This window comes from Serratia sp. S4, from assembly GCF_000347995.1.
Taxonomy (GTDB): Bacteria; Pseudomonadota; Gammaproteobacteria; order Enterobacterales; family Enterobacteriaceae; genus Serratia; species Serratia quinivorans.
In genome coordinates this window covers 5,209,037-5,232,913 of sequence record NZ_KB661120.1, presented here as the reverse complement: position 1 = coordinate 5,232,913, position 23,877 = coordinate 5,209,037, and the positions used below count along the sequence as shown (strand labels likewise).

Annotated in this window: 20 protein-coding genes and 1 pseudogene; 9 read left to right on the top strand and 12 right to left on the bottom strand. The window is 52.9% G+C overall.

Features of this window, described 5'->3' with window-relative positions:
* Window positions 1-4 precede the first annotated feature (4 nt).
* Window positions 5-1,189, bottom strand: coding sequence for a NupC/NupG family nucleoside CNT transporter (locus SERS4_RS0125090; RefSeq protein WP_012147531.1), 1,185 nt, complete (start codon window positions 1,187-1,189; stop codon window positions 5-7).
* Window positions 1,190-1,559: 370 nt separating this feature from the next.
* Here SERS4_RS0125090 and SERS4_RS0125085 point away from each other — a divergent pair, with 370 nt between their 5' ends.
* The 4 genes from SERS4_RS0125085 to SERS4_RS0125070 all read left to right on the top strand — a co-directional run bounded on the left by SERS4_RS0125085 (window position 1,560) and on the right by SERS4_RS0125070 (window position 6,236).
* Window positions 1,560-1,955, top strand: a complete 396-nt coding sequence (locus SERS4_RS0125085; protein WP_026142598.1) for a hypothetical protein — start codon at window positions 1,560-1,562, stop codon at window positions 1,953-1,955.
* Between the two features lie 652 nt (window positions 1,956-2,607).
* On the top strand, window positions 2,608-4,146 hold the full coding sequence (locus tag SERS4_RS0125080; RefSeq protein WP_017894455.1) for a class I adenylate-forming enzyme family protein: 1,539 nt from the start codon (window positions 2,608-2,610) through the stop codon (window positions 4,144-4,146).
* An 11-nt stretch (window positions 4,147-4,157) separates the two neighbouring features.
* Window positions 4,158-5,048 (top strand): SDR family NAD(P)-dependent oxidoreductase, encoded by an 891-nt coding sequence (locus tag SERS4_RS0125075; RefSeq protein WP_012147528.1) that lies wholly within the window; start codon window positions 4,158-4,160, stop codon window positions 5,046-5,048.
* A gap of 9 nt (window positions 5,049-5,057) precedes the next feature.
* Entirely contained in the window at window positions 5,058-6,236 is a 1,179-nt protein-coding gene (locus SERS4_RS0125070) for an acetyl-CoA C-acyltransferase (RefSeq protein WP_012147527.1), read from the top strand.
* Here the strand turns inward: SERS4_RS0125070 and SERS4_RS27115 are convergent.
* The 7 genes and pseudogenes from SERS4_RS27115 to SERS4_RS0125040 all read right to left on the bottom strand — a co-directional run.
* Window positions 6,230-6,408, bottom strand: a pseudogene (locus SERS4_RS27115) (integrase core domain-containing protein); the annotation flags it as partial. The gene SERS4_RS0125070 and the pseudogene SERS4_RS27115 sit on opposite strands and share 7 nt — an antisense overlap.
* Window positions 6,409-6,422: 14 nt before the next feature.
* Entirely contained in the window at window positions 6,423-7,436 is a 1,014-nt protein-coding gene (locus SERS4_RS0125065; RefSeq protein ID WP_017894454.1) for a LysR family transcriptional regulator, read from the bottom strand.
* 122 nt (window positions 7,437-7,558) lie between these two features.
* Complete coding sequence (locus SERS4_RS0125060; protein WP_012147525.1) at window positions 7,559-9,358, bottom strand: SMP-30/gluconolactonase/LRE family protein; 1,800 nt, start codon at window positions 9,356-9,358, stop codon at window positions 7,559-7,561.
* 575 nt (window positions 9,359-9,933) lie between these two features.
* Window positions 9,934-10,482, bottom strand: a complete 549-nt coding sequence (gene pqiC, locus SERS4_RS0125055) for a membrane integrity-associated transporter subunit PqiC (RefSeq protein WP_012004832.1) — start codon at window positions 10,480-10,482, stop codon at window positions 9,934-9,936.
* Entirely contained in the window at window positions 10,479-12,122 is a 1,644-nt protein-coding gene (pqiB, locus tag SERS4_RS0125050) for an intermembrane transport protein PqiB (RefSeq protein WP_017894453.1), read from the bottom strand. The genes pqiC and pqiB overlap by 4 nt, the downstream gene beginning before the upstream one ends.
* Entirely contained in the window at window positions 12,106-13,404 is a 1,299-nt protein-coding gene (gene pqiA / locus SERS4_RS0125045; protein WP_071593048.1) for a membrane integrity-associated transporter subunit PqiA, read from the bottom strand. Before pqiA ends, pqiB begins: the two co-directional genes overlap by 17 nt.
* A 150-nt stretch (window positions 13,405-13,554) precedes the next feature.
* A complete protein-coding gene (locus SERS4_RS0125040; protein WP_017894451.1) occupies window positions 13,555-14,184 on the bottom strand; it encodes a TetR/AcrR family transcriptional regulator in 630 nt (209 codons plus the stop codon).
* A gap of 71 nt (window positions 14,185-14,255) precedes the next feature.
* Between SERS4_RS0125040 and SERS4_RS0125035 the strand changes: the two genes are divergently transcribed.
* Complete coding sequence (locus tag SERS4_RS0125035) at window positions 14,256-15,158, top strand: alpha/beta hydrolase (RefSeq protein ID WP_017894450.1); 903 nt, start codon at window positions 14,256-14,258, stop codon at window positions 15,156-15,158.
* Window positions 15,155-17,566, top strand: coding sequence for a membrane-bound PQQ-dependent dehydrogenase, glucose/quinate/shikimate family (locus SERS4_RS0125030; protein WP_017894449.1), 2,412 nt, complete (start codon window positions 15,155-15,157; stop codon window positions 17,564-17,566). Before SERS4_RS0125035 ends, SERS4_RS0125030 begins: the two co-directional genes overlap by 4 nt.
* Window positions 17,567-17,838: 272 nt before the next feature.
* On the opposite strand, the gene SERS4_RS0125025 is transcribed toward SERS4_RS0125030, so the two are convergent.
* A complete protein-coding gene (locus SERS4_RS0125025) occupies window positions 17,839-18,702 on the bottom strand; it encodes a YicC/YloC family endoribonuclease (protein WP_017894448.1) in 864 nt (287 codons plus the stop codon).
* A 126-nt stretch (window positions 18,703-18,828) separates the two neighbouring features.
* Here SERS4_RS0125025 and rph point away from each other — a divergent pair, with 126 nt between their 5' ends.
* Together rph and pyrE are read left to right on the top strand one after the other, a co-directional pair.
* Window positions 18,829-19,545, top strand: a complete 717-nt coding sequence (rph, locus tag SERS4_RS0125020) for a ribonuclease PH (protein WP_012147518.1) — start codon at window positions 18,829-18,831, stop codon at window positions 19,543-19,545.
* 91 nt (window positions 19,546-19,636) lie between these two features.
* The gene (pyrE, locus tag SERS4_RS0125015) at window positions 19,637-20,278 is read left to right on the top strand and encodes an orotate phosphoribosyltransferase (RefSeq protein ID WP_012147517.1); all 642 of its coding nucleotides are present in this window, start codon (window positions 19,637-19,639) and stop codon (window positions 20,276-20,278) included.
* 48 nt (window positions 20,279-20,326) lie between these two features.
* Here the strand turns inward: pyrE and slmA are convergent, their stop codons facing one another.
* From slmA to coaBC, 3 genes are all read right to left on the bottom strand, one after another.
* Entirely contained in the window at window positions 20,327-20,923 is a 597-nt protein-coding gene (gene slmA, locus SERS4_RS0125010; RefSeq protein ID WP_012147516.1) for a nucleoid occlusion factor SlmA, read from the bottom strand.
* 255 nt (window positions 20,924-21,178) lie between these two features.
* The gene (gene dut / locus SERS4_RS0125005) at window positions 21,179-21,637 is read right to left on the bottom strand and encodes a dUTP diphosphatase (protein WP_012147515.1); all 459 of its coding nucleotides are present in this window, start codon (window positions 21,635-21,637) and stop codon (window positions 21,179-21,181) included.
* Complete coding sequence (coaBC, locus tag SERS4_RS0125000) at window positions 21,615-22,832, bottom strand: bifunctional phosphopantothenoylcysteine decarboxylase/phosphopantothenate--cysteine ligase CoaBC (RefSeq protein WP_012147514.1); 1,218 nt, start codon at window positions 22,830-22,832, stop codon at window positions 21,615-21,617. The genes dut and coaBC overlap by 23 nt, the downstream gene beginning before the upstream one ends.
* Before the next feature lie 180 nt (window positions 22,833-23,012).
* On the opposite strand from coaBC, the gene radC reads away from it, so the two are divergent.
* Window positions 23,013-23,696 carry a DNA repair protein RadC gene (radC, locus tag SERS4_RS0124995; protein ID WP_012147513.1) on the top strand — a complete coding sequence of 228 codons (684 nt, stop codon included), beginning with the start codon at window positions 23,013-23,015 and terminating at the stop codon, window positions 23,694-23,696.
* The last annotated feature ends 181 nt before the right edge of the window (window positions 23,697-23,877 follow it).

The following is a 23,877-nucleotide window of genomic DNA, read 5'->3' as shown; positions in this document are numbered from 1 at the left end:
TGGCTTATAGCACCAACCCGGCGATTGCCGCCGACAGCAGGCTAACCAGCGTTGAGCCGTAGACCAGCTTCAGGCCAAAACGAGAAACCACGTTGCCCTGTCGCTCGTTAAGCCCTTTGATTGCCCCGGCCACGATGCCGATAGAGGCAAAGTTGGCGAAGGACACCAGGAATACCGACAGGATGCCCAGGCCGCGTGGTGTTAGCTCCGCCGCAATTTTCTTCAATTCAATCATTGCCACAAATTCATTGGCTACCAGCTTGGTCGCCATGATGCTGCCGGCTCGCAGCGCATCCGGTGCCGGGATGCCGATTAACCAGGCCAACGGATAGAATACGTAGCCCAGGATCTGCTGGAAGCTGATACCGAACACGGCGGAGAACAGGGCGTTTACCGCAGAAATCAGTGCAATAAAGCCGATCAGCATGGCAGCGATAATCATCGCAATTTTGAAGCCCGCCAAAATGTACTCGCCCAGCATTTCAAAGAAGCTCTGATCTTCATGCAGCTTGCTCAGCTTCAGCTCAGGTTCATCGTCCAACTGATAGGGGTTGATGATCGACAAAATGATAAAGGTACTGAACATATTCAGGATCAGCGCAGCGACTACGTATTGCGCATCTATCATCGACATATAGGCGCCAACGATGGACATGGAGACTGTCGACATGGCGGTTGCCGCCATGGTGTACATGCGGCGCGGAGAGATATCACCAATGATGCCCTTGTAGGCGATGAAGTTTTCCGATTGTCCGAGCACCAGCGTGCTGACGGCGTTGAACGACTCCAGCTTGCCCATGCCGTTAACTTTGGAAAGCAGGGTACCGACCACACGGATAACCAGCGGCAGAATGCGGAAATGCTGCAAAATACCGATTAGCGCGGAAATAAAGATAATCGGGCACAAAACCCCAAGGAAGATGAACGCCAACCCGTCTTTGCTCATGCCGCCAAACACAAAGTCGGAGCCTTGCGCAGCGTATGTCAGCAGCGTTTCAAAGAAGCCGGCGACGTGCCTGATAACGCTAAGGCCACTTTCTGAATGCAGGAAGAAATAGGCGAGTGCGCCTTCAATGACCAAAAGTTGAATAATATAACGCAGGCGGATTTTTTTGCGATCGTTGCTGACCAGCAGCGCCAGGGCGATGATCACCACCAGGGCAAAAATAAATTGAAGAATTTGCGGCATAAAGAGTCCGTACGGCTTGCGGGCATGAAAAAACACATTTAGCCACAGCTTGGCCCACCTTTCATTACCTTAGGTGATAATTGGAATAAAATACTATCAGTCAGCGAGATAAGTTACCCATTGGCATCCGTGCCTGCTCGGTCGCAGTTTTTCATAAACCCACGCCGTTCCGTATCCGATGTGATTTTTGTGTTATGGCGCGCAAAGGTTCTCCTCTTCTATGGTTGTTGCATAACGGCTTGGAACCCAAAGCGCAGAATGCACAACGGGTTGCGCTAATAGATTGGTTTATTGAGGAGTAACCAGGAAGATACTCTGACATTTTGTCGTAGAAGATCAGTGATTTTTTCTCAGGATGAGGATACAGATGATGAACACCAGTACCTTATTGCGGGCATTAGCTAACGGCGTTAATCCCGATACCGGCGAGTTATTGAAACCTGCCTCAATGGCCAGTTCGCCGGAAGCGATACGCCTTTTGTTCGCTCTGGCCGAGGAGTTTCAGAGTGAAACTGAGCGCCAGAAGAAAACCAAGCTAACGCCGGAGGAACGGCGACAGAAGAATATTTTCGAGGGGCGGCCGGCAAAATCTTATTTCCCGTGGGATGAAGAAGAGAAGCAGCGGTTGCAGGAAAGCCACGCAGCCGGCATGACGCTGGAGATAATGAGCAGCGAATTTGAACGCTCAACCTGGGGCATTGCCGTTCAACTGCAGAAAATGGGATTGATTACCGAAGAGCAGGCTGCGGGTTTACCCAGAGCATAGCCGTAAAAAAGCCCGCTGACGCGGGCTCAGACTACTGACAAACTCCGTTATTAGGGAGAGCGTGCCGAAGGGGTCGTAGCGGCTTGCCCGCCGACCAATTTGCCGGGAGCAAATTGGAACGACTTTGTCGGCCCGCAGGGTGGGACACATGGACGTGTCCCATAATGGCCCCTCGGTGCGCTAGGCCCGGGTATCTCGGGTTCAAAGACCACTTTGTCATCAAACTCAGCCCGCTGACGCGGGCTTGAACGAATGAAAGAACATATCACTCGATATTCTGGGTTTGTTGTTTTTCTTTTTTATTTAATTGTTTTTTTATTGTAATTATCCACATTTGGCACGCTATTTATTACATGCGTTATTGTCATCAGTAGGAAATTAATTTTATTGTTTTTTTGATAAAAAATAAATAGTTATTAACCGAAAGAGATGTTGATCACAAATAATCACATTGAAAATTAAAATCGTCTATTTTTACGGATGATTTCCCTCTGTGATTATATGTGTAAATCGTAATGTTGTTGTTTTTTATGTAATTAACGTGCTTTTGTTTTTATGGTTTCATTTTTGAAACGACTGGTTTCATTGCGGTGGCTAGTCAAGATTTAAATGCATGTCGATAGTGAGTGAATTGATAATGAGGATTCTTTTCATGGAAACAATTCATCTTGGTAAAAGTAATTTTTCATCTATATCTGAGTTGATCTCGATTCATGCTATCGAACGTGCAGACACTGTCGCTTTACGGTACAGGGATACAGTTGTTACTTATAAAGAATTGCAGCGTTATTCTGAACAGATCTTGGCAGCGATACAGTATAATGATATCCCCCCGCGCACGGCTATTGCTATTGCTTCGTCCAATCCATTGCTATCCACTTTGGCCCTTCTCGGCGTTATTAGTGCCGGTTGTGTCGCTGTACCCGTCGCTTTATCGTCGTCTCCCGAACAAATAGCATCGGTAATTGCAGATGCATGTATTCCTTTGGTCTTTTTGGATAGCGAGTTTCTTGAGGGTTTGCCATCGATTGGCGCCAGGGTCGCTAATCTTGACGAGTTCGATAGCTGGTTAGCACCTGAGGGGTTTGCTGCCACGCATGTTGAGCTGTCGCCGGCAGACCCCTTTAACATTATCTATTCATCAGGGACCACGGGTACGCCAAAGGGAATTATCCATACGCATGGTATGCGTTGGAGTCAAATAGCGGCATATGGGCAGATTGTTCCGCAATGTGACTCTGCCGTCACTTTGATCGCCACGCCGATCTATTCCAATACGACAATAGTCAGTTTGTTGCCGTCGCTTGCCTACGGAGGGACTGCAGTGCTGATGGGTAAATTCGATGCTTATGAGTATTTAGTCGAAGCGCAGAATTCACGGGCTACCCACACCTTGATGGTCCCTGTGCAGTACCAACGTATTATGGCTTTAACAAAATTCGACGATTTTGATCTTAGTAGTTTCATTTTCAAATCATGCACGGGCGCACCTTTTTCTCCCGAGTTGAAGGCCGATGTAATCCGTCGCTGGCCAGGAGCCTTGCTCGAAATTTACGGGATGACAGAAGGAGGGGGGACCTGTGTTCTCAGGGCAAATGAATGTCCTGAGAAACTCCACACGGTAGGTCAGCCTGTGCCTGGCTGTGAAATTCGCTTGATTGATGCACAAGGGAATGAAGTCAATTCTGGCGAGATCGGTGAGATCGTGGGGCGCTCAAATATGATGATGACTGGTTATCATGGGCGCCCGGACACGACCCGTGAAGCCACCTGGATTGATGCTAATGGCAATAGATATATACGGCACGGGGACCTTGGGCGTTTCGATGAAGAGGGTTTTTTGACACTCCTTGGGCGCATTAAAGACATGATCATTAGCGGTGGTTTTAATATATATCCATCAGATATAGAAGCAGTTTTGCGGTTACATCCTTCCATTGCAGATTGCGCGGTTATAGGTATTCCCTCGGTCACCTGGGGGGAAACTCCCTTCGCCTTCTACGTCCCCAAAAACGAATCGCTCAGCCCTAACGAAGTCATCACTTGGGTTAATCAGCGTATGGGTAAGACACAGCGTTTATCCGACGCACAGGCCATTGCTCAATTGCCACTTAGCGCTACGGGAAAAGTACTGAAACGTGAACTGCGCGCACTCTTTCTGACCGAACACCCTACCCCATTTGCATTATAAGGAACTGAATTATGAAACCCGACCTGCAGGATCGTGTTGCGATTATTACCGGAGCCGGAGGCGGGCTTGGCCGAGCACACGCACATCTGCTAGCCCGTTATGGTGCGAAAGTTGTGATCAATGATATCGGGCTGGGTGCCGACAAGGTTGCCGAAGAAATCAACTCATCGGGAGGGGATGCCATTAGTTTCCAAGCCTCTGTGACTGATGAAGAGAAAATAAAGGCCATGGTCACGGAAACTATAGAACGGTGGGGAAGGGTCGATATTCTGGTCAACAATGCAGGCAACCTGCGTGACAAGACTTTTGCCAAAATGACGCTAGATGATTTTCGCTCTGTGTTGGACGTACATCTAATGGGGGCAGTGATTTGCACCAAAGCCGTATGGGAGCATATGCATCGCCAGAAGTATGGGCGCATCGTGTTCACGACGTCCTCTTCTGGTCTTTATGGCAATTTCGGGCAGGCCAATTATGCAGCGGCGAAAATGGGGCTGGTGGGGCTGATGCAAACACTGGCACTCGAAGGAGCCAAGAGTAACATTTTGGTGAATTGTTTGGCGCCTACTGCAGCGACCGCTATGAGCGATGGGCTTTTGATGCCGCAAGCAAAGCGTGTATTACAACCTGAAGCAGTGAGCCCGGCACTGTTGCCGCTGGTTTCGCAGTGTGCTCCTACCAGGGCTATTGTTTGCGCTGGTGCGGGTAATTTTGCGCGCGCCTACATAACGTTGACCGGTGGACGCTTTTTGGGCAACGACGCACATACCATCAATCGTATTTTCGCCGACTGGCAAGTGATCGGCGATCGCGAATCAGAGCAAGTTCCTGAGTCTGCCACTGCGCAGGTTCATCAAGAACTCATCGCTGCTTTCCGTTCAGAATCCGAAAATAACCAGTGAGAATCTACTATGCGTGATGCCGTTATTGTTTCTACAGCCCGAACTCCGATTGGCAAAGCCTATCGTGGCGCTTTCAATGCCACCCCATCTGCAACACTGGCTGGGCATGCAATTAAGCATGCTGTCGAGCGAGCAGGAATTTTAGGTAGTGAAGTGGATGATGTGTTACTCGGTTCAGCCTTGCAGCAAGGTGTGCAAGGTTTGAACATTGGCCGCCTGGCTGCATTGCGGGCCGGGTTGCCCACGTCAGTTTCAGGTATGTCGTTGGATCGCCAGTGCGCCTCGGGTCTTATGGCTGTTGCCACGGCTGCCAAACAAATCATTGTCGATGGTATGAGCATTGCCGTTGCGGGAGGTGTGGAATCCATCTCGATGGTGCAGACTGACCGGATACGCATTGAGCCGGATATGGAGCTTTTCGCGCTGTATCCAGCTGCATATATGCAAATGGTGGATACGGCTGACATAGTGGCAAAGCGCTATGAGATCAGCCGGGAAGCCTGTGACGAATACTCGCTGCGCTCCCAGCAACGAACGGCAGCGGCACAATTAGAAGGGCTGTTCGACAAGGAAATTGTTCCTATGCGTTCTTTGATGGCCTACAACGATCAGGAAACCGGCGTATTGGCTTATAAAGAGGTATTGCTGGAGCGTGACGAAGGCAATCGCCCACAAAGTACCCTTGAGGATTTGCAGGCTCTCTATTCCGTCAAAGGACCTGGCAAAAATGTTACCGCCGGCAACGCCAGTCAACTCTCCGATGGTGCCTCAGCGCTAGTGCTGATGGAAGCCAAAGAGGCCGAACGAAGGGGCCTGCAGCCGTTAGGTCGCTATGTAGGTATGGCCGTAGCGGGTGTTGATCCGGACGAGATGGGAATTGGCCCAGTGGCGGCGGTGCCTAAATTGCTGCATAGCAATGGTCTAAAGATTGATGATATCGGATTATGGGAGCTCAATGAGGCATTTGCAGTACAAGTACTCTATTGTCGAGACCGACTGGGCATTCCGGACGACAGGCTGAACGTGAACGGCGGCGCAATTGCAATCGGGCACCCCTACGGCATGTCCGGCGCCCGTATGACAGGCCATGCGCTGATAGAAGGAAAGCGTAGAGGCGAACGCTACGCCGTAGTGACGATGTGTATCGGTGGGGGAATGGGGGCAGCGGGTTTATTCGAAATCTATTGAGAGCAGCGCTTCAGTTGTTTAACTCTCAAATTTCCGTTTCGCCATCCTGCTGCAAATTCCGAAGGTAATTGATAATTCAACGAAGAATGGGGCCGACATTCGTTATAGTCCTGCCCCATTCATTAATAATTTCTCTTGCATGAACAACATCACAGAACCAGTATTCATTAAGGTTTTAATCACTCGTCAGGAGTCATTCCTGGTTTGGAAGTTTATAGACGGGAAAAGGACGAGGTTCTGTTTCGGAAAGAGTTTATCGGCCTGGGGTTGCCACTCTTTTGTAAGGCGCTTAACGACTTCCTCAATGAAATCTAGAAATACTTTTAACTTGGGTATTGATGCCAGCCGATCGAGATATAAAGCATAAAGTTGCGGCGACTCGCTTATTTCATAATCGGGTAAGATACGAACTAACTCTCCTGAGAGTAGTCCTGGCAGTGCCCAAATACCGGTAATGGGTGCAATGACGCGGCCATGTTTCACCAGTTCGAGGATTTGCGAATGATCGGTCGATAAAAATCTACGGTATGTCGGTAACGTAAAGCGTTCCTGGCCCCGAGATATTTCAAGCCTGGGCACATAAGCAGGCAAAGGGCCTGGTTCAATCGCCGCTGCGTCGAGGTAGAAATTACCGATGATGGCATGATCTTCGAGATCGTCTGGAGAGGTTGGTATTCCGTTGGCTTGTACGTATTCTCGACTTGCTACCAGGATGTTTTTTACCTCTGCGATTTTTCGAGCAGTCAAACGAGAATCCGACAACCATCCGCAATGGAGAACGACATCGAGAATGTTAGATTCTGGGAGTAATCTTTCCCCCACTCGTACACGAACATCAATCTCTGGATAGTTAGCCAGAAACTCGGGTAAGTTGGGAGTGAGGAGCGTTTTAGCGACATCACTGGTACAGCCTATGCGCAATATACCGGCCGGACTACTCCTGTAGGTTGCAATCTCAGCGTCAGCGTCTTCCATTTCTTCTCGTATGCGAATACAACGTGCGTGTAAAACACTCCCCACTTCGGTGAGTGTTATCCGCCGTGTAGTTCGTTCGACTAGTCTGACGTTGTAGAGGGACTCCAAACGAGATACTGCCCGGCTTACCGTTACTTTAGACTCACCCAGTGCACGCGCTGCGCCAGAAATAGATCCCCGATCACCGACCATTGCAAATATTTTGAAAGCATCGCTTTTCTCCATTTTTTATCCTCTGGCTGTAACATTCTCATTAATTAAGAAATTCGAGTGCTATTTAACATTAAACCAATAAAAGCGAAGGCTCGGATTAATGTTCTAATGCGATGACCCGTTTTTGTTGGCCACTATCGTTTAGGCATCGACGTAATATCAAGGACAGCAATACCGTCAGCCTCAACAGAGGCCATATACAGCCGACCATTTGTTTCCACCACTCCTGTGGCTGCGAAGAAGTTATCCGCGCTGCCTTGCATATCGGCTAACACTTCGCCAGCATCATTAAAGGCCATAGCCCACACTGTTCGAGCCGTTTTAGGCAGCATAAATTTTGGAAGACGCCAAATGAGCTTACGAAGGAAACCCGGCATGGTTCCCATGCGGTCCAGGCGTTTATTGCGTGGCGTAACCATGGCCACCCAAAAATAACCATTTTGCATGCGCGAAATGTTGTCAGGGAAACCCGGCAGATTATCTGCAAAAATCTCCAGACACCCAGCCTTCGGGCCTTTCACCCAGAGCCTGCGTAAGCGGTAGGCATCTGTTTCTGCAAAAATGACAGATCTCTCCGAACTATCTAAAGTGATGCCATTAGGGAAATGCAGACCGTCCAATAGCACATGAACCTGTCCATTCGTATCACGTCGCAGAAGCTGCCCTGACCCCCTGTGTTCAATCATTGCCCCTTGGTAATGCTCGAAATCATAGCGATTCGTCGATTGAGTAAACCAAATTGTTCCATCAGTGCTCGCGGTGGCATTCGAGCAGAACCGTAATGGGAGGCCATGAACTCGTTCTACCAATGTTTCTATATGGCCGTCTAATCTGACCTTAAGCAAACCGCGGTGGGCATCACAAACCAAGAGAGAGCCGCATTTCAGCCATTCAAGACCCAGCGGTCTACCGGCCGTATCCGCTATAATGGTTTCGTTCTCAGTTTCAGGATCATACCGATAAATTTTTCCGCCTTTTCCTCCATAATAAATGTTGCCTGCCATATCAGAGATAACGTCTTCTGGCCTTTTAACTGCACTTTTTAGTAGTCCACGCATTTTGAATGGAGTCGTACCTGTGGGTTGATAAGTACGCTCAGGGGGATGAGAAAGAACACGTCGTACAGGTTCTAATCGAGGTTTCGCACCAGGTTTGAGTTGCGGTATTGTTGTCCGCCCGTCAACCCGATTGATCAACGTGTTAGCGACCGAATAAGCGTGTATTACAGAACAATGATATGCAATTTCACTATTGAGGCTGGCTACCTGAGCCAGAGCTGACAGCAATCCGGCATTATCATTCGCACCTATGACAATTGATGCATGGTACTGATACTCGGGTGCCACGTTATGAGCAGCACTGGGTGCATTCCACAAAGCCTTAAACCATGGCACAAAGACCTGGCTGCGGACTTCAATGACATTGGCATTGAGGCCGAGTTGATGAGCAAGGCCGTTATGAATAAAGCGCTTGAAATCGCTTAGAGAGCCATTCTCCCTTCGACGAATCAAAACAACGCATCGAGCATAAATATTTTTATAGTCGCCGGTTTTAACAACCCTTCCTCCACCTAATGTCGTCATGTTTAAAGTTGTGCGACAGAAGGCATTCTCTTTGTCTTTAAAAATACGTCGATTAGAGCGAATGCTCAGGGGTAGTTTAATGATAGAGTCTAAAATTATTTCAGAAACGCCATCGATCCGTTTATCGGTTGGAATAATCGTTACCACTTCAGGTGTTAAGGGCCATAAACCCGCTACATCATCGTTGAAGTGATGCTGATTATAATCACGGATGAATCCATTGCGAGAGACCAGATCGGCATGTGGCCCTCCCCAATAAGCAAAACACGCATCTCTTGCAAGATCCGTTCGAAGCCAATTAAGGGTCGTAATGCCCAGAAACTTCTTCTGATTTAAAATTCGCTTACTCATATTGAGTCCTCTTTTCGCCCACTAAGGTCCCGTGTGTGGCTGTCAAGGTTTCTGCTATTCAACGGCATACACAGTTCTACAGGGCACTGCTTGGCCAGGCGCATAGTTCTGGATAGGTGTTCAGCAACCTATAAACTACCCAGGGTTGCGGTAGAAAATGACGAGGAATGAAGTGATCTGATCTTGGCGTAGTTTAAAAATAAACCTGGATATGAAATTGCCGACGTTTTTTAGAAAGTATCACTTCCATTATTAAACGAAATGACAAAATCAACCAGTCAGTAAAGTGAAACTCGGCGTTTCAAAAATGAAACGAAGATCCAGAAGACATGATTTCTCGGCCCAATTGCAGTATAAAAACACATGTAACGGTTAATATATTTCCGGAGTCGGAAAAATTTATTTTCACCTTCCTTATTTCAATGGCTTTAAAGGTCAGGAGGGAAATTACTCCTGACCTTTTATTTGATTATTGATTCATGTTAAGCCGTATGTTTCAAGGTGGGAGCATTGTATTAACTCTGGTTTGTCACAATGTTTTTTAATGTTCCGCCAAGAAAAACAAAGCCCATTATCTATAACTGAAAGGCTATTGATTGCGCTTCCTTCTGCCATCCTTCTGCCAGGGTACGCACCAGTGCGTCATAGCCGTCTTCGCTCTGCTTCAACTCCAGGTTGAACGGCCGTTTGGTAAGGCGGCCCTGGTGATTCAGCACCCACTCGCCGCGGATGACAGCCTTGCCGTCAAAGCGGCCGTGGAAACCGCTGATGGTGACGTTGAGCACATCCTGATCGCTGCTCATCGGCTGGGAGGAGACCACCCAACCCGGCAGCGCGCTGCTCAGGTTGGTGACCAGCGTCTGCTGCAGCTGCTGGTCGAGCGGGCTGGCCCACAGGTTGTTTTGGGCGATGGCGTACTGTACGCCGTTAGTCTGATAAACCACGCCATTTTGCATGAGATAATCGGCCACGAAAACATGCTCTAACCACAGTTGGCGCGTTGACGCGCCGCTGTTCACCTGAGCTGGCGTGCCCAACGCCGGCAATTGATAGTAGGTTTTTTGGGGGGTGTTGCTACAGGCGCTGAGCAACAGCGCCAGGGCTACCGGGAGCCATTTCATCATTTGTTGGCCTTCTTAGGCTGAGGGTCATTGCTGGCGGCGGCTTCAAATACCAGCGCGTTGCTCTTTTCATTCAGGGTGTGCAGCACCGGCTGCAGTTCACGCAGTACCTGATCCAGACGTTGCATGTCCCCTACCATTTTGTTGTAGGCCGGTGATCCCGGTTGGAACCCTTTCATGCTGCGATTGAGTTCCTGCAGCGTTTTCTGCATCTCCTGCGGCAGCGCCTTCACCTCTTTACTGGAGATGATGTTGTTCAACGACTTCATGGTCTTCTGGGTCGATTTCATGGTCCTCTGGCTTTCCGCCAGCGTTTTGGTCGCTTCGTTGATCATCGGAGTGAGCGGTATCGCGTTGATCTTGTCCAGCGTCTGCACCAGTTTTTGCTGGATCTGCGCAAGACCACCGCTGGTTGTAGGTATCAGCGGATAACCGAACAACTCGTGCGGTCCATCCCAGGGTTTGTCCTGCGGGTTAAAGTCCAGATCGATATAGAGTGAACCGGTCAGCAGGTTGGCTGACTTCAGGGAAGCGCGTATGCCGCGTGACTCCGCGTCTTTCAGGCTGCTATCAAAATCGAAGTCCTTCCCTAACGCCTTGAGGCGTTCAGGCTCGATGTGGATTAACACCGGAATGCGGTAATCGTTTTTCAAACGATGCTCAATACCTTCTTTAAAGAACGGCACCTGCGCCACAGTACCGAGGCGAATGCCGCGGAACTCCACCGGCGCGCCTGGCTGCAGGCCGCGGACTGAGTCGGAGAAGAACATCAGGTAGTCTTTATGTACGGTATACAACGAATCCTGAATACTGCGTTGGTTGTCGAACAGCCGGTACTCCGCCTTCTCTTTCGCCTTTTCGCCTCTATCCCAGCCATCCGGCACGTCAAAGCTCACGCCGCCGCTGAACAGGGTCGCCAACGAGCCCATTTCCACGCGCATGCCCTGTGCCGACATGTCGAACGTCACGCCACTGTCTTTCCAGAAACGTACGTTGCTGGTCACCAGCTGATCGTAAGGCGCCGAGATAAACAGCTGATAGCGCATGGCGCGCTGCTTGGGATCGAAATAACTGGTTTCCACCGAACCGACGCGGTAGTTGTGAAATAGCACCGGATCGCCGGCGTTCAGCTGGCCCGATTTCTCGCTGTCAAGCACGATGCGCAGCCCTTTGGCGTCCGGTGAGGCCAGCGGTGGCGCATCCAGCAGTTGGTAAGCGTCCTTGCCGTCCTTGCCCTTGGTACCCGGCTGCAGCTCGATATAAGCGCCGGATAACAGCGTGCCCAGGCCGGAAACCCCTTCGCGGCCAATCTGCGGCTTCACCACCCAAAAGGCGGTATCTTGCCGCAGCAGCTTATCCATGCCGGAGTTAAGGCGCGCCTGCACCCGCACCTTGCTCAGGTCGTCGCTCAGCGTCACGGTCTCGACGACGCCAACGTCGACGCTGCGGCTTTTGATTTTGGTTTTGCCCGCCTCCAGCCCTTCGGCGTTAGTGGTAACCAGCATTACCACCGGCCCCTGATGGCTGAAGTGATAAAACAGGATCCAGGCGCCGATCAGCGCGGTGACGATGGGGACGATCCACACCGGCGACCAGCGCGTAATCTTCTCGACACCCGCGATGTTATTATTGTTTTCGGTCACCTTGCGGCTCCTTTTTTATTGTTTCGTTTACGCGATCCCAGGTCAGCCGGGGGTCGAACGCCATGGCGGCGAACATGGTGAGGATCACCACCAGAGCGAATAGCAGCGCACCGGTTGCAGGATAGACGCTCATCAATAGGCCTATATGTACCAAAGCAGACAGTACGGCGATGACAAACACGTCGATCATTGACCAGCGGCCAACGAATTCGACCACTTCATAAATCAGATGCATGCGTTCGCTGTCGGCGCGGTTTTTCCCTTTGCCGTTGGCGTCCCAGCACAGCCAGCCGATCGCCAGCATCTTCAGCGACGGGACCATGATGCTGGCGATGAAAATCACCATCGCCACCGGGTAGGAGCCTTCTCCCCACAGCAGGATCACCCCGGCCATGATGGTCGAATTCATTTTGTTGCCCAGCGCCTCGGTGACCATGATCGGCATCAGGTTCGCCGGGATATACAGCATGACCGAGGTCGCCAGCAGCGCCAGCGTCCACTGCAGGCTATTGCGGCGGCGTACATAACCACTGGTATGGCAGCGCGGGCAGTGGGTCAGATCGGCCGGCAGGATAGCCGTGCAGCAGCGGCAAGAGCGCACGCCCTGGTGCATGCCGGTGCGCCCTACCGTTAAAGGACGATCCAGGTGCGGTGCCGGTTCGATGTCCTGCCACAGCCAGCGGCGGTCTACGCACTGAAAGGCACGTACTTGCAACAGACAGAACAGGCAATAAGGCACAAAGCTGCTGCCGATACCGATATCGCCATAGGCCATCAGCTTGACGAAACTGACCAGCACCCCAGCGAGGAAGACCTCCACCATGCACCAGGTTTTAAACTGGAACAGCATCTTGGCCATCCATTCTTTTAATACCAGCGGCATACGCACCCTGGCACACAGCAGAATGATAGCCAGCATGCAGAATGCGGGGATCAGTTGTACGAGCAGCATAAACAGCGTGGCCATGCTGGTGTAGTTTTCTTCCAGCATCACCTGAGGGATATTAATCAGCTTGATTTCGTTACCGAAGCCGGCAACGCGCATATTGATAAACGGGAAAATATTGGCCAGCAGCAGCATGAACAGCGCACTGAGGGCGTAACCTATCGGCCGCTTGCGCGGTTCATCCCAGCGGGCGCTGAGAGTCGTACTGCAACGTGAGCATACCGCTTTGGTGCCAGTGCTTAAGGGCGGTAACGCCACCAGTAAATCGCACTGCGGGCATAGCATTAGCTCATCACTGGAAGGCTGCACTTGTCGTATCGCTACAATTATTCGCATATGAGATTCAACGGCCCAGATCACTGTGTCCCAACAGAGTTTCATGCTCTTTGGATGACAGAAGCTGTAGAGAAACCCAAGCAGGGCCGTATTCCTTGCGGAACGTACCGTCGAGAGTTATGTCGCCCGTGTATGTGCAGCAGGCCATAGCTACCGGGATAACAAGGGGAGAAGAACGTGATCCACCACTTCAACGATCAGTTCGTTGTCGACTATCTGGCTGCGCTCGGTATGGCGGAATTGAATAACACCAGGCAACAAGTCGATGAGCAGATCCAGGTTCAGTTGGGCTGAAACGCGCAGCTCACCACGGCCAATTGCACGTTCAATTATTTCCAGGACTCGAACACGACGACTATTCAGCCAGCCAGGGATTTCCTGTTCTACCCAACCGCTCATGATGCGATGGTTTCCCAGAAACTCAATAACTGCGACGCGAATGTCAGGGTCGTTCAGGCCGTAGAAGTGTTCATAAACGGCGATGAGGTCTCCACGCAGTGTGCCCGTATCGATGGGCAGATCGGTGGGTGAGAAGGCCAGTAGCGCATCAGCCAACAGGGCGTCACGAGACTTCCAGCGTCGATACAGTGACGCTTTACCTGCTCCAATCCGTTTAGCTACCGCATCCATTGTAAGTGAATGGAAGCCTCCCTCCGCTACCTGCGCTAGCGCGGCTCGCATGATCCGCAAGTCTAATTCAGCATCGCGGGGGCGCCCCACGGCCGGTTTGGTGGTTTCCGGGGGCAAAGTGGGGTCGTCTGTTGGCGTTATTTTCGACATAATTATGGACCTTGACAGTTTCGATACTGAATCGTATCGTAAATTGACAACTACTTCTATGGAAAATTCACATGAGCGTGTTTCTCACCTGCGCAAGATACTTGATGGGGCTTGCGCCAAAAATTCTTGGCGATGACGCGAAGTTGCACAAGTACCTGCTAAATCGGGACGCCCCTCAGGCCGCGCGTATTCCAAGTGCACTTCGTTCTTCATGCCATATCAAGGAGCGCATATACCAAGAGCAAAGGGTCGTGACTCTGACGCCACGGACAGGAAAGCGCGATCTACATGTGCTCTATCTGCACGGCGGCGCCTACGTGAACCCACTGCTTGGCGTACATTGGAGCATCATCAGCGCTGTTATCAAAGCGACCGGCGCTACCGTCACTGTTCCGCTGTATGCCCTTGCTCCCGAAAATGACTATCGCGTTGGCACCGCTTTGATCGATACGATCTTTGACAGCATCGTTTCCGCCCGAAAGGGTGAGCAAATCGTCGTGATGGGCGACAGTGCGGGGGGCAATGCTGCACTTACGCTTGCGCTTCGTCGACGCGATAACGGGCTGTCGCTCCCTGACCATCTCTTCCTGTTTGCCCCCTGGTTGGACCTCTCTATGAGGGACGCCGAAATGAGAGAACTGGAGAGTAGGGACATCATGCTTACCGTGGATGGCCTTCGGGTATGCGGGAGAATGTGGGCAGGAGACATTTCCCCCTCTGCGCCCTCCATGAGTCCGCTCTACGCTGACTTGCGGGGGATGCCGCCGATGAGCATATTCCAGGGCGACCGCGATATATTTGTTGTTGATACGCGAAAGTTTGCAGTAAAAGCGCAAGTCGCAGGCGTCACAGTCGATTACCATGAGTATCCAGGTGGTTTCCACGTCTTCATGGCTGTCACTTTCCTGCCGGAAGCGAAGGAGGTCTTTCGCCAAGTTAAAGCAGTGGCTAAATACCTGGGGAATGCGTCATGACAACCAGCAATACAAAGACCGGCGGCTCTTACCGCTGGGTCAGTGCCTTGCTGGGGCTTATCCTGCTACTCACCGGCGCTGCCATGCTGTACGGCGGTATCCGCCTCATCACGCTGGATGGCTCCTGGTATTACGCGATCGCAGGCATCGTGTTGCTGATAACGGCACCGCTATTGCTGCTGGCACGCCGCAGCGGCTTCGTGCTCTATGCCGGTTTTTGCGCAGCAACGTTGGCCTGGGCTTTGTACGAATGCGGCTGGAACCCCATTGCGCTACTGCCGCGGGTGCTGTTCTTTCTGGTGTTGCTCATCGTAATGTTGTTGACCTGGCGCTGGTTCGCCCGTCCATTTTTTGCGCGCCATAGCAAACGGGTGCGCGGCACCAGGCCGGCACTGCTGGTCGGCAGCGCGTTGACGTTGTTACTCTTTAGCCTGTTCGTGGCCGGCTTGCAGCCTTTCCATGGCATCGATCTGGCTGCGGCATTGGAGCAATATCCCGCCGAAAACACGCCAGTCGATTCGGCATTGATCGCCCCCGGCGATTGGCCGAACTACGGCCGAACACCCGGTGGCCAGAGGTACTCGCCGCTGGAGCAAATCACTCCGGCCAACGTTGCCGATCTCACACTGGCCTGGAGTTTCCACTCCGGTGCAACCGGCCTGCCCCAGGGCAATAAAGCGAGCGAGCTGATGTTCGAGGCAACGCCATTGAAGGTGCGTGACAAACTCGTGTTCTGCACCCCACATGATGAAGTCATTGCCGTTTCGCCGGAGACAGGCAAATCGATTTGGCGCTTCAACCCGCATGCGAATCTGAGAGCAGTACCCTTTCTTGCCTGCCGTGGCGTATCCTATGACGAAACGCCAATGGCCACCGGCTTTTGCGCACATCGGATTATCACCGCCACGCTGGATGCCAAGATGTACGCGCTGGATGCCGATACCGGCCAGCGCTGCCCGGCGTTCGGCCAGAACGGCGAAATCGACCTGACCGCAGGCATGGGCCTGGTCAAGCCGGGTTTCTACTACGTCACCTCGCCGCCCTCGATCGTGCACGGCAAGGCGGTAATCGGTGGGTGGGTGTACGATAACGTGGAACGCGGCGAACCTTCCGGCGTCGTGCGCGCATTCGATACCCGAAGCGGCAAACTGGCCTGGGCTTTCGACATGGGCCGCACCGATCGTACGACACTTCCACCCGAAGGCGAGTTCTACACGCGCGGCACGCCCAATGTATGGGCGCCGATCAGCACTGATCCGGTGTTGGGTTTGGTCTATCTGCCAACCGGTAACGAAACGCCAGATTTCTTCGGCGGTGGCAGGCAAGCCGTGTCGGAAAAATACGCCAGTTCGCTGATTGCTGTCGATGCGGATAGCGGAAAGATCCACTGGCACTTCCAGACCACTCACCACGACATCTGGGACTACGATGTCCCGGCGCAACCGACTACGGTCGATTTACCTGGCGCACAGGGCAAGCCGCCGGTACTCGCCTTACTGGTACCGACCAAGCGCGGCGAGTTGTTCATGCTCGACCGGCGCACGGGTGCCCCGCTGACTCACATCGAGGAGCGGCCGGTGCCGCAAGGGGCTGTGCCAGGCGAACACCTGTCACCTACCCAGCCCTTCCAGACTGACATGCCGACGTTTGCACCAGCCACGTTGCGCGAAAGCGACATGTGGGGAGCTACGCCGCTTGATCAGCTGTATTGCCGCATCAGCTTCAAGGAGTTGCGCTACGAGGGCGCGTTTACGCCACCATCGGTGCAAGGTTCACTGGCGTATCCCGGCTCGGCGGGTGTCTTCGAATGGGGTGGCGTGTCGGTCGACCCTTTGCGTCATATCGTCGTGGCGAACAACAACTACATGGCGATCATCAACAAGCTGACACCGCGCGACCAGGTTTCAGCCAGCGGTAAGCAAGGCAACAAAGGCGGTGACTTCGGCGGCCCGCAGCTGGGTACACCTTATGCCATCAGCGCCGCGCCGTTCCTATCGCCATTGGCCATCCCTTGCAATCAGCCACCCTGGGGCATGCTCAGCGCGCTCGACCTGAAAACCCGCAAGCTTCTCTGGCACCATCCGCTGGGCAGCGCTTACGATAACGGCCCCTTCGGCATTTCTTCACACGTGCCGCTGCAAGTCGGCGTGCCGAACATGGGCGGCTCGGTGGTGACCCGCAGCGGCCTGATCTTTATCGCTGCCACCGCCGACCGCACGCTACGGGCGTTTGATCTGCGTACCGGGCGCGAGTTGTGGCACGCCACACTGCCGTTTGGCGGTATTGCCACCCCCAGCGTCTACGAAGGCAAGGATGGACGCCAATACATAGTCATTGCCGCAGGCGGCCATACCGGCCTTGGCAGTTCAGGCGGCGACGCGGTGATGGCGTTTGCATTGCCGAAATAACCTTGAAACAAGAGAATTCAAGGCATCGCACTGGAGCGCGGTCATTGCGTTATGAAACGCGTTCATATGATCCGCTCTCTCTATTTCCTGGCTGATACCCACGTTCAATGACTACCTTGTACCAAAAGTGTATGTACCATATTTATGGTGGGTACCGTCTAAGGTGCATCAAAACGATGAGATTTGAGTAGGTGGGAGTGAGTGAGATGAATAAAGCCCGTAACTAACGGGCTTTTATAGATATTTTATATCGCATGATACATGCTGATAAATTACTCGATGTTCTGGATCTGCTCGCGCATCTGCTCGATCAACACTTTCAGCTCGATGGCGGAGGTGGTGACTTCGGCATTGATCGACTTGGATGCCAGGGTGTTGGATTCGCGGTTGAACTCCTGCATCATAAAGTCGAGGCGGCGACCTACGGCTTCTTTTTTCTTCAGGATGTTGTGCGTTTCTTTTACGTGCGCTTCCAGGCGATCCAGCTCTTCGGCGACGTCAACACGCTGCGCCATCAACACCAGTTCCTGTTCCAGACGGGTATTTTCCAGCTGTACCTGAGCTTCTTCCAGCTTACTGACCAGACGCTCACGCTGCCATTGCAGAATGTTTGGCATCTGGGCACGAACCTTGATCACTTCGGCACTAACGCCGTCCAGACGCTGTTCAATCAGCGCTTTGAGTGCGGTACCTTCGCTTTCGCGAGCAATAATGAAGTCATCCAGTGCGCCGTCCAGCGCCTGCATGAGCTGTGCGCTGATAGCGTCCAGATCCTGCTCCTGGGCAGACATCACGCCTGGCCAACGCAGTACGTCGATAGGATCAATTTCACCTTCGTCGCTCTGCATTTTTACCCAGTTGGCGGCTTCAACCAGCTGTTTGGCCAGTTTTTCGTTCAGGATCATTGAGCTTTGTGCGCTCGGATCCAGTTCGAAGCGCAGGTTGCACTCCACTTTGCCACGGGTCAGGCGGCCACGAATACGTTCGCGGATCACCGGCTCCAGGCTGCGGAACTGCTCCGGCAGGCGGATGTAGGTTTCTAGATAGCGTTGGTTCACGGAACGCAGCTCCCAAGCTGCGCTGCCCCATTCACCCTTGATTTCACGCCGGGCGTAGGCTGTCATGCTGCGGATCATTGATGCGTACCCGTAATAGGAAAAGATGAAGCGATTATAGCGTTGGAGATGCGGGCAGGATAGGCATTACGTCACTAAGCCCGTATAATGCGCAGCCAATCGTTGATTAGAAGCCGGAGAGAGCCCATGCGTCCTGCAGGCAGAGCACCACAACAAGTTCGCCCACTGACACTGACCCGTCACTACACCAAACATGCAGAAGGCTCAGTGCTGGTTGAGTTTGGCGATACCAAGGTTTTGTGCACCGCCACGGTAGAAGAGGGCGTTCCGCGCTTCCTGAAAGGTCAGGGCCAGGGTTGGATCACCGCTGAATACGGCATGCTGCCGCGTTCTACCCACAGCCGTAACGCCCGCGAAGCCGCAAAAGGCAAGCAGGGTGGCCGTACGCTGGAAATTCAGCGTCTGATCGCCCGTTCACTGCGTGCAGCGGTAGATCTGAAAAAGCTTGGTGAGTTCACCATCACGCTCGACTGTGACGTCTTGCAGGCCGATGGTGGCACCCGTACCGCGTCTATTTCCGGTGCCTGTGTTGCGTTGGCCGATGCGTTGAATGCGCTGGTGGCTAATGGCAAGCTGAAAGCCAACCCGATGAAAGGGCTGGTCGCTGCAGTTTCCGTCGGCATTGTTAACGGCGAAGCGCTGTGTGATTTGGAGTACGTCGAAGACTCTGCAGCAGAAACCGATATGAATGTGGTGATGATGGAAGATGGCCGCATGATCGAGGTGCAGGGCACCGCCGAGGGCGAGCCGTTCAGCCACGATGAGCTATTGGCGCTGTTGGCGCTGGCCCGAGGGGGCATCGATACCATCTTCCAGGCGCAGAAAGCGGCGCTGGCAGACTAATTATTAAGGCGACTCAAGGGTCGCCTTTTTTACGCCCGGCGATCGGGCGGCAGTATTAACAGATCTAACGACCAGACGAGGAGAAGCAGTAATGAAAGCCTATCAGCGCCAGTTTATCGAGTTCGCGCTTAACAAGCAGGTATTGAAATTCGGCGAGTTCACCCTGAAATCCGGCCGCACCAGCCCGTATTTCTTTAATGCCGGCCTGTTTAATACCGGGCGTGATCTCGCGCTGTTAGGGCGCTTCTATGCCGAAGCGCTGGTGGATTCCGGTATAGAGTTCGACCTGCTGTTTGGCCCGGCCTACAAAGGCATTCCGATCGCGACCACCACGGCGGTTGCATTGGCAGAACATCATGAGCGTGATGTGCCGTACTGCTTTAACCGTAAAGAAGCCAAAACCCATGGCGAAGGGGGCACTCTGGTAGGCAGCCCGCTGCAGGGCCGTGTAATGCTGGTGGATGACGTCATCACTGCCGGTACGGCGATCCGTGAATCGATGGAAATCATTGGCGCTGGTGGTGCCACCCTGGCTGGGGTATTGATTTCTCTCGATCGCCAGGAGCGCGGCCGCGCGGATATTTCTGCCATTCAGGAAGTTGAGCGTGACTATCACTGCAAGGTCATTTCCATCGTGACGCTGAAGGATTTGATTGTTTATCTGGAAGAAAAACCGGAAATGGCGGATCACCTGGCGGCAGTTCGTGCTTATCGCGAGCAGTACGGGGTTTAACGCGGAGTCTACTATGCCGGGCGCAACCAAACGCGCCCGGCATAGGGTTTATTGCAGTTGTGCCGCCAACAGTGGCCAGCGGCCATCGAATTCTTGCGTTGGGCGGTAGCGGAATTCGGAGCGCACATAGCGTGACAGCATGCCTTCACAGAACGCCAATAACTGGCTGGCCAGCAGCGTTTCATCCACGATAAAGCCTTTGCCTTCCCGCAGTTTGCGTTCTTTCAACACCTGGCGCAGCTGCGCCTCGATGCGTTCAAACAGCTGGTTGATTCGCCCCTGTAGCCGATCCTGCTCAAACATTAGTGCGTGGCCGGTCATGATACGTGTCAGGCCCGGGTTGCGTTCGGCAAACCCCAGCACCAGTAGCAGAATCAAACGCAGGCGGTTAAAGGTTTCTTTCTCATCCTGCAGGATCAGGTTGATGCGCGTGATCAGGCTGTCTTCAATGAACTCGATCAGACTGTCGAACATCCGTGTCTTACTGGGGAAGTGCCGGTACAGTGCAGCTTCGGAGACTCCGACGTTAGCGGCAAGCTTAGCGGTGGTAATACGCTGGCTGCCGTCGCTGGATTCCAGCATTTGGGCTAACGCCTGCAGTATTTCTTCGCGCCGGTTCCTTTTGATTTTTTCTTTTTCTGCCATGTCTGATTAGACCCTTGCTAAAACTGCTTAGACTTTCGAAAACCCGGGCATCGGCCGCTGCAGAGATTATCTCTGTGCGGCTTATGTGATGGCTTTTTTTACGATGCTGGGGTCAGCGGCCTTAACGACCTGTATTCTCCGCGCGTCCTGGTCTGCGCTGAAATCGTAGCCGGGCAAACCTTGCCGTAGAGCTGTCCTTCTCTCCGGTGTGGCAAGATTTCAGGCGACGTTTCCCTGTCGGCAATCGGGTATCGCTTAGTGGCGGCCGGAGTGGCCAAAACCACCGGCACCACGTTCGCTGCTGTCGAATTCTTCAACCAGATTGAACTCAGCTTGTACCACCGGCACAAATACCATCTGCGCGATACGTTCGCCGGGTTCAATAGTGAAGGATTTTTGACCGCGGTTCCAGACGGAAACCATCAGTTGACCCTGATAATCGGAATCGATCAGGCCGACCAGGTTGCCCAGCACCACACCGTGTTTATGGCCCAGACCGGAACGTGGCAAGATCACTGCCGCAAGATCGGTATCAGCGATGTGAATAGCCAGGCCGGTAGGCAGCAGCTGGGTTTCACCCGGTGCCAGTTCAACGGCGCTGTCCAGGCAGGCGCGCAGATCGAGGCCTGCAGAGCCAGGGGTGGCGTAGGTCGGTAATGGGAAATCCTTGCCAATACGCGGGTCCAGGATTTTAACGTCGATTTTTTTCATCATAACGGCTGACTATCTCGTCTATTAAACGTTGGCCAAGGAGTGCCTTGTCGCTCAGCGCCAGGCGCTTTTCTCCATCCTGCCAAAAAAGGTGCAAGGCATTGGTGTCACTGTTAAACCCATGCTCTGCAAGCGATACATCATTAGCGCAAATTAAATCCAGTTTCTTACGCGCCAGTTTTTGTCGCGCGTATTCTTCCACATTCTGGGTTTCGGCGGCAAACCCCACGACAAAGGGGCGCTTTTTCGTCATTGCGGCAACGCCGGCAACGATGTCGGGGTTTTTTACCATTTTGAGGATGATTTCATCACCCTGTTTTTTTATTTTTTCATCGGAAATCTGTTCCGCACGGTAATCGGCTACTGCGGCGCAGGAAATAAAAATATCTTGCGCTGCGGCGCGCTGCTGTACGGCCTGCTCCATTTCCAACGCGCTGACGACGTCAACCCGGGTGACCCAGGGAGGGGTTGGCAGATTGACCGGCCCGGCTATCAACGTGACCTGTGCACCCCTGGCCGCGGCGGCGCGGGCGATGGCAAAACCCATCTTGCCGGAGCTGTGATTGCTGATGAAACGTACCGGATCCAAGGCTTCGCGCGTCGGGCCGGCGGTGAGCATAATCTTTAAATGTTGCAGATCTTGTGGTGCAGAGAAATGGCTGTTCGCCAGTTCGACAATTTCCAGCGGATCGAGCATGCGACCTGGGCCGACGTCACCGCAGGCCTGGCTGCCGCTGTCTGGCCCCCACAGCAGCATGCCGCGCGCCTGCAGAGTTTGCAGGTTGGCTTGGGTGGCGACGGCACGATACATCTGCTGGTTCATGGCGGGGGCAGCGGCAATGGGTGCCGCGGTGGCCAGGCAAACCGTGGTCAGCAGATCGTTGGCCATACCGGCGGCGACGCGCGCCAGCAGATCGGCGGTGGCCGGAGCCAGGATCACCAGATCTGCCCATTTACCGAGCTCGATATGGCCCATTGCCGCTTCGGCGGCGGGATCCAGCAGATCGTCTGAGACCGGATGGCCGGAAACGGCCTGCAGCGTCAGCGGCGTGATAAAGGCTTTCGCCGCGCTGGTCATTATCACACGCACTTCGGCGCCTCTGTCACGCAGGCGGCGTACCAGTTCTGGGCATTTGTATGCGGCGATGCCGCCACTGATGCCAAGCACAATATGTTTGCCGGAAAGTCCCGTCATCATGATTGTCCGATTGAATCCGAAAGATGTGCCATTTTAGCATAACCGCCAGACAGGTGAGCGATTCCGCTGTGTCTGCAGTGCGTTACATTGTGCTTTGCGCAGTACTTCGCAATGTTATCAAACACCTGTCGTTGGCCTCTCCGCTGCGTGGCATGCTGTGGCGTTTTCAGGGAGGCGAAGATGAGCAGTCAGGGAATCACCTTGTGGCCGGACACGCTGGCACCACGGGAGAAACTATTGCGTTACGGAGCATCGGCGCTGTCTGATGCGGAGCTGTTGGCCATTTTTCTGCGCACCGGTTTTCCGGGGGTGCACGTGATGCAACTGGCTGAACAGTTGTTGGAGCAGTTTGGCTCGTTGTATCACCTGATGTCGGCGGATCATTCGGTTTTTTGCAGCCACAAAGGGCTGGGCAACTCCAGTTATTCGCAACTGCAGGCGATTTCCGAGTTGGCGTTCCGCTTCTTTTCCAGCCATCTGGCGCAGGAAAATGCCATGCTTAACCCCAGGATGACCCAGCATTATTTGCAAAGTTTGCTGGTACATCATGAGCGGGAAGTGTTTTTGGTATTGTTTTTAGACAATCAGCACCGTGTTATTCGCCATCAGGAGATGTTTGCTGGTACCATCAGCAGCGTTGTCGTATACCCGAGAGAAATTGTGCGTGAAGCGTTGAAGGCTAATGCGGCCGCCATTATTCTGGCGCATAATCACCCTTCGGGTAAGGCGGAACCCAGTCATGCCGATCGTTTGATAACCGAGCAAGTGGTTAATGCCTGCCTGTTATTGGAAATCCGAGTGCTCGATCATTTGGTGATAGGTCGGGGTGAATGTGTCTCTTTTGCCGAGCGCGGATGGCTTTAAGCGATTTTTTCGCGATCCTTCTGGGATCTTTAGCTGTTCGGGACTTGAGCACTTACGCTTCAGAGCGTATACTACGCCACCTTTGAGAATCTTGGGTTTGGCGTAAGAGCCTATCTCAGCAGGTTTCCAACCTGATGTGTGGTTTCTAACCTGATGACGAGAGTCTCCTCAGTATGAAGTT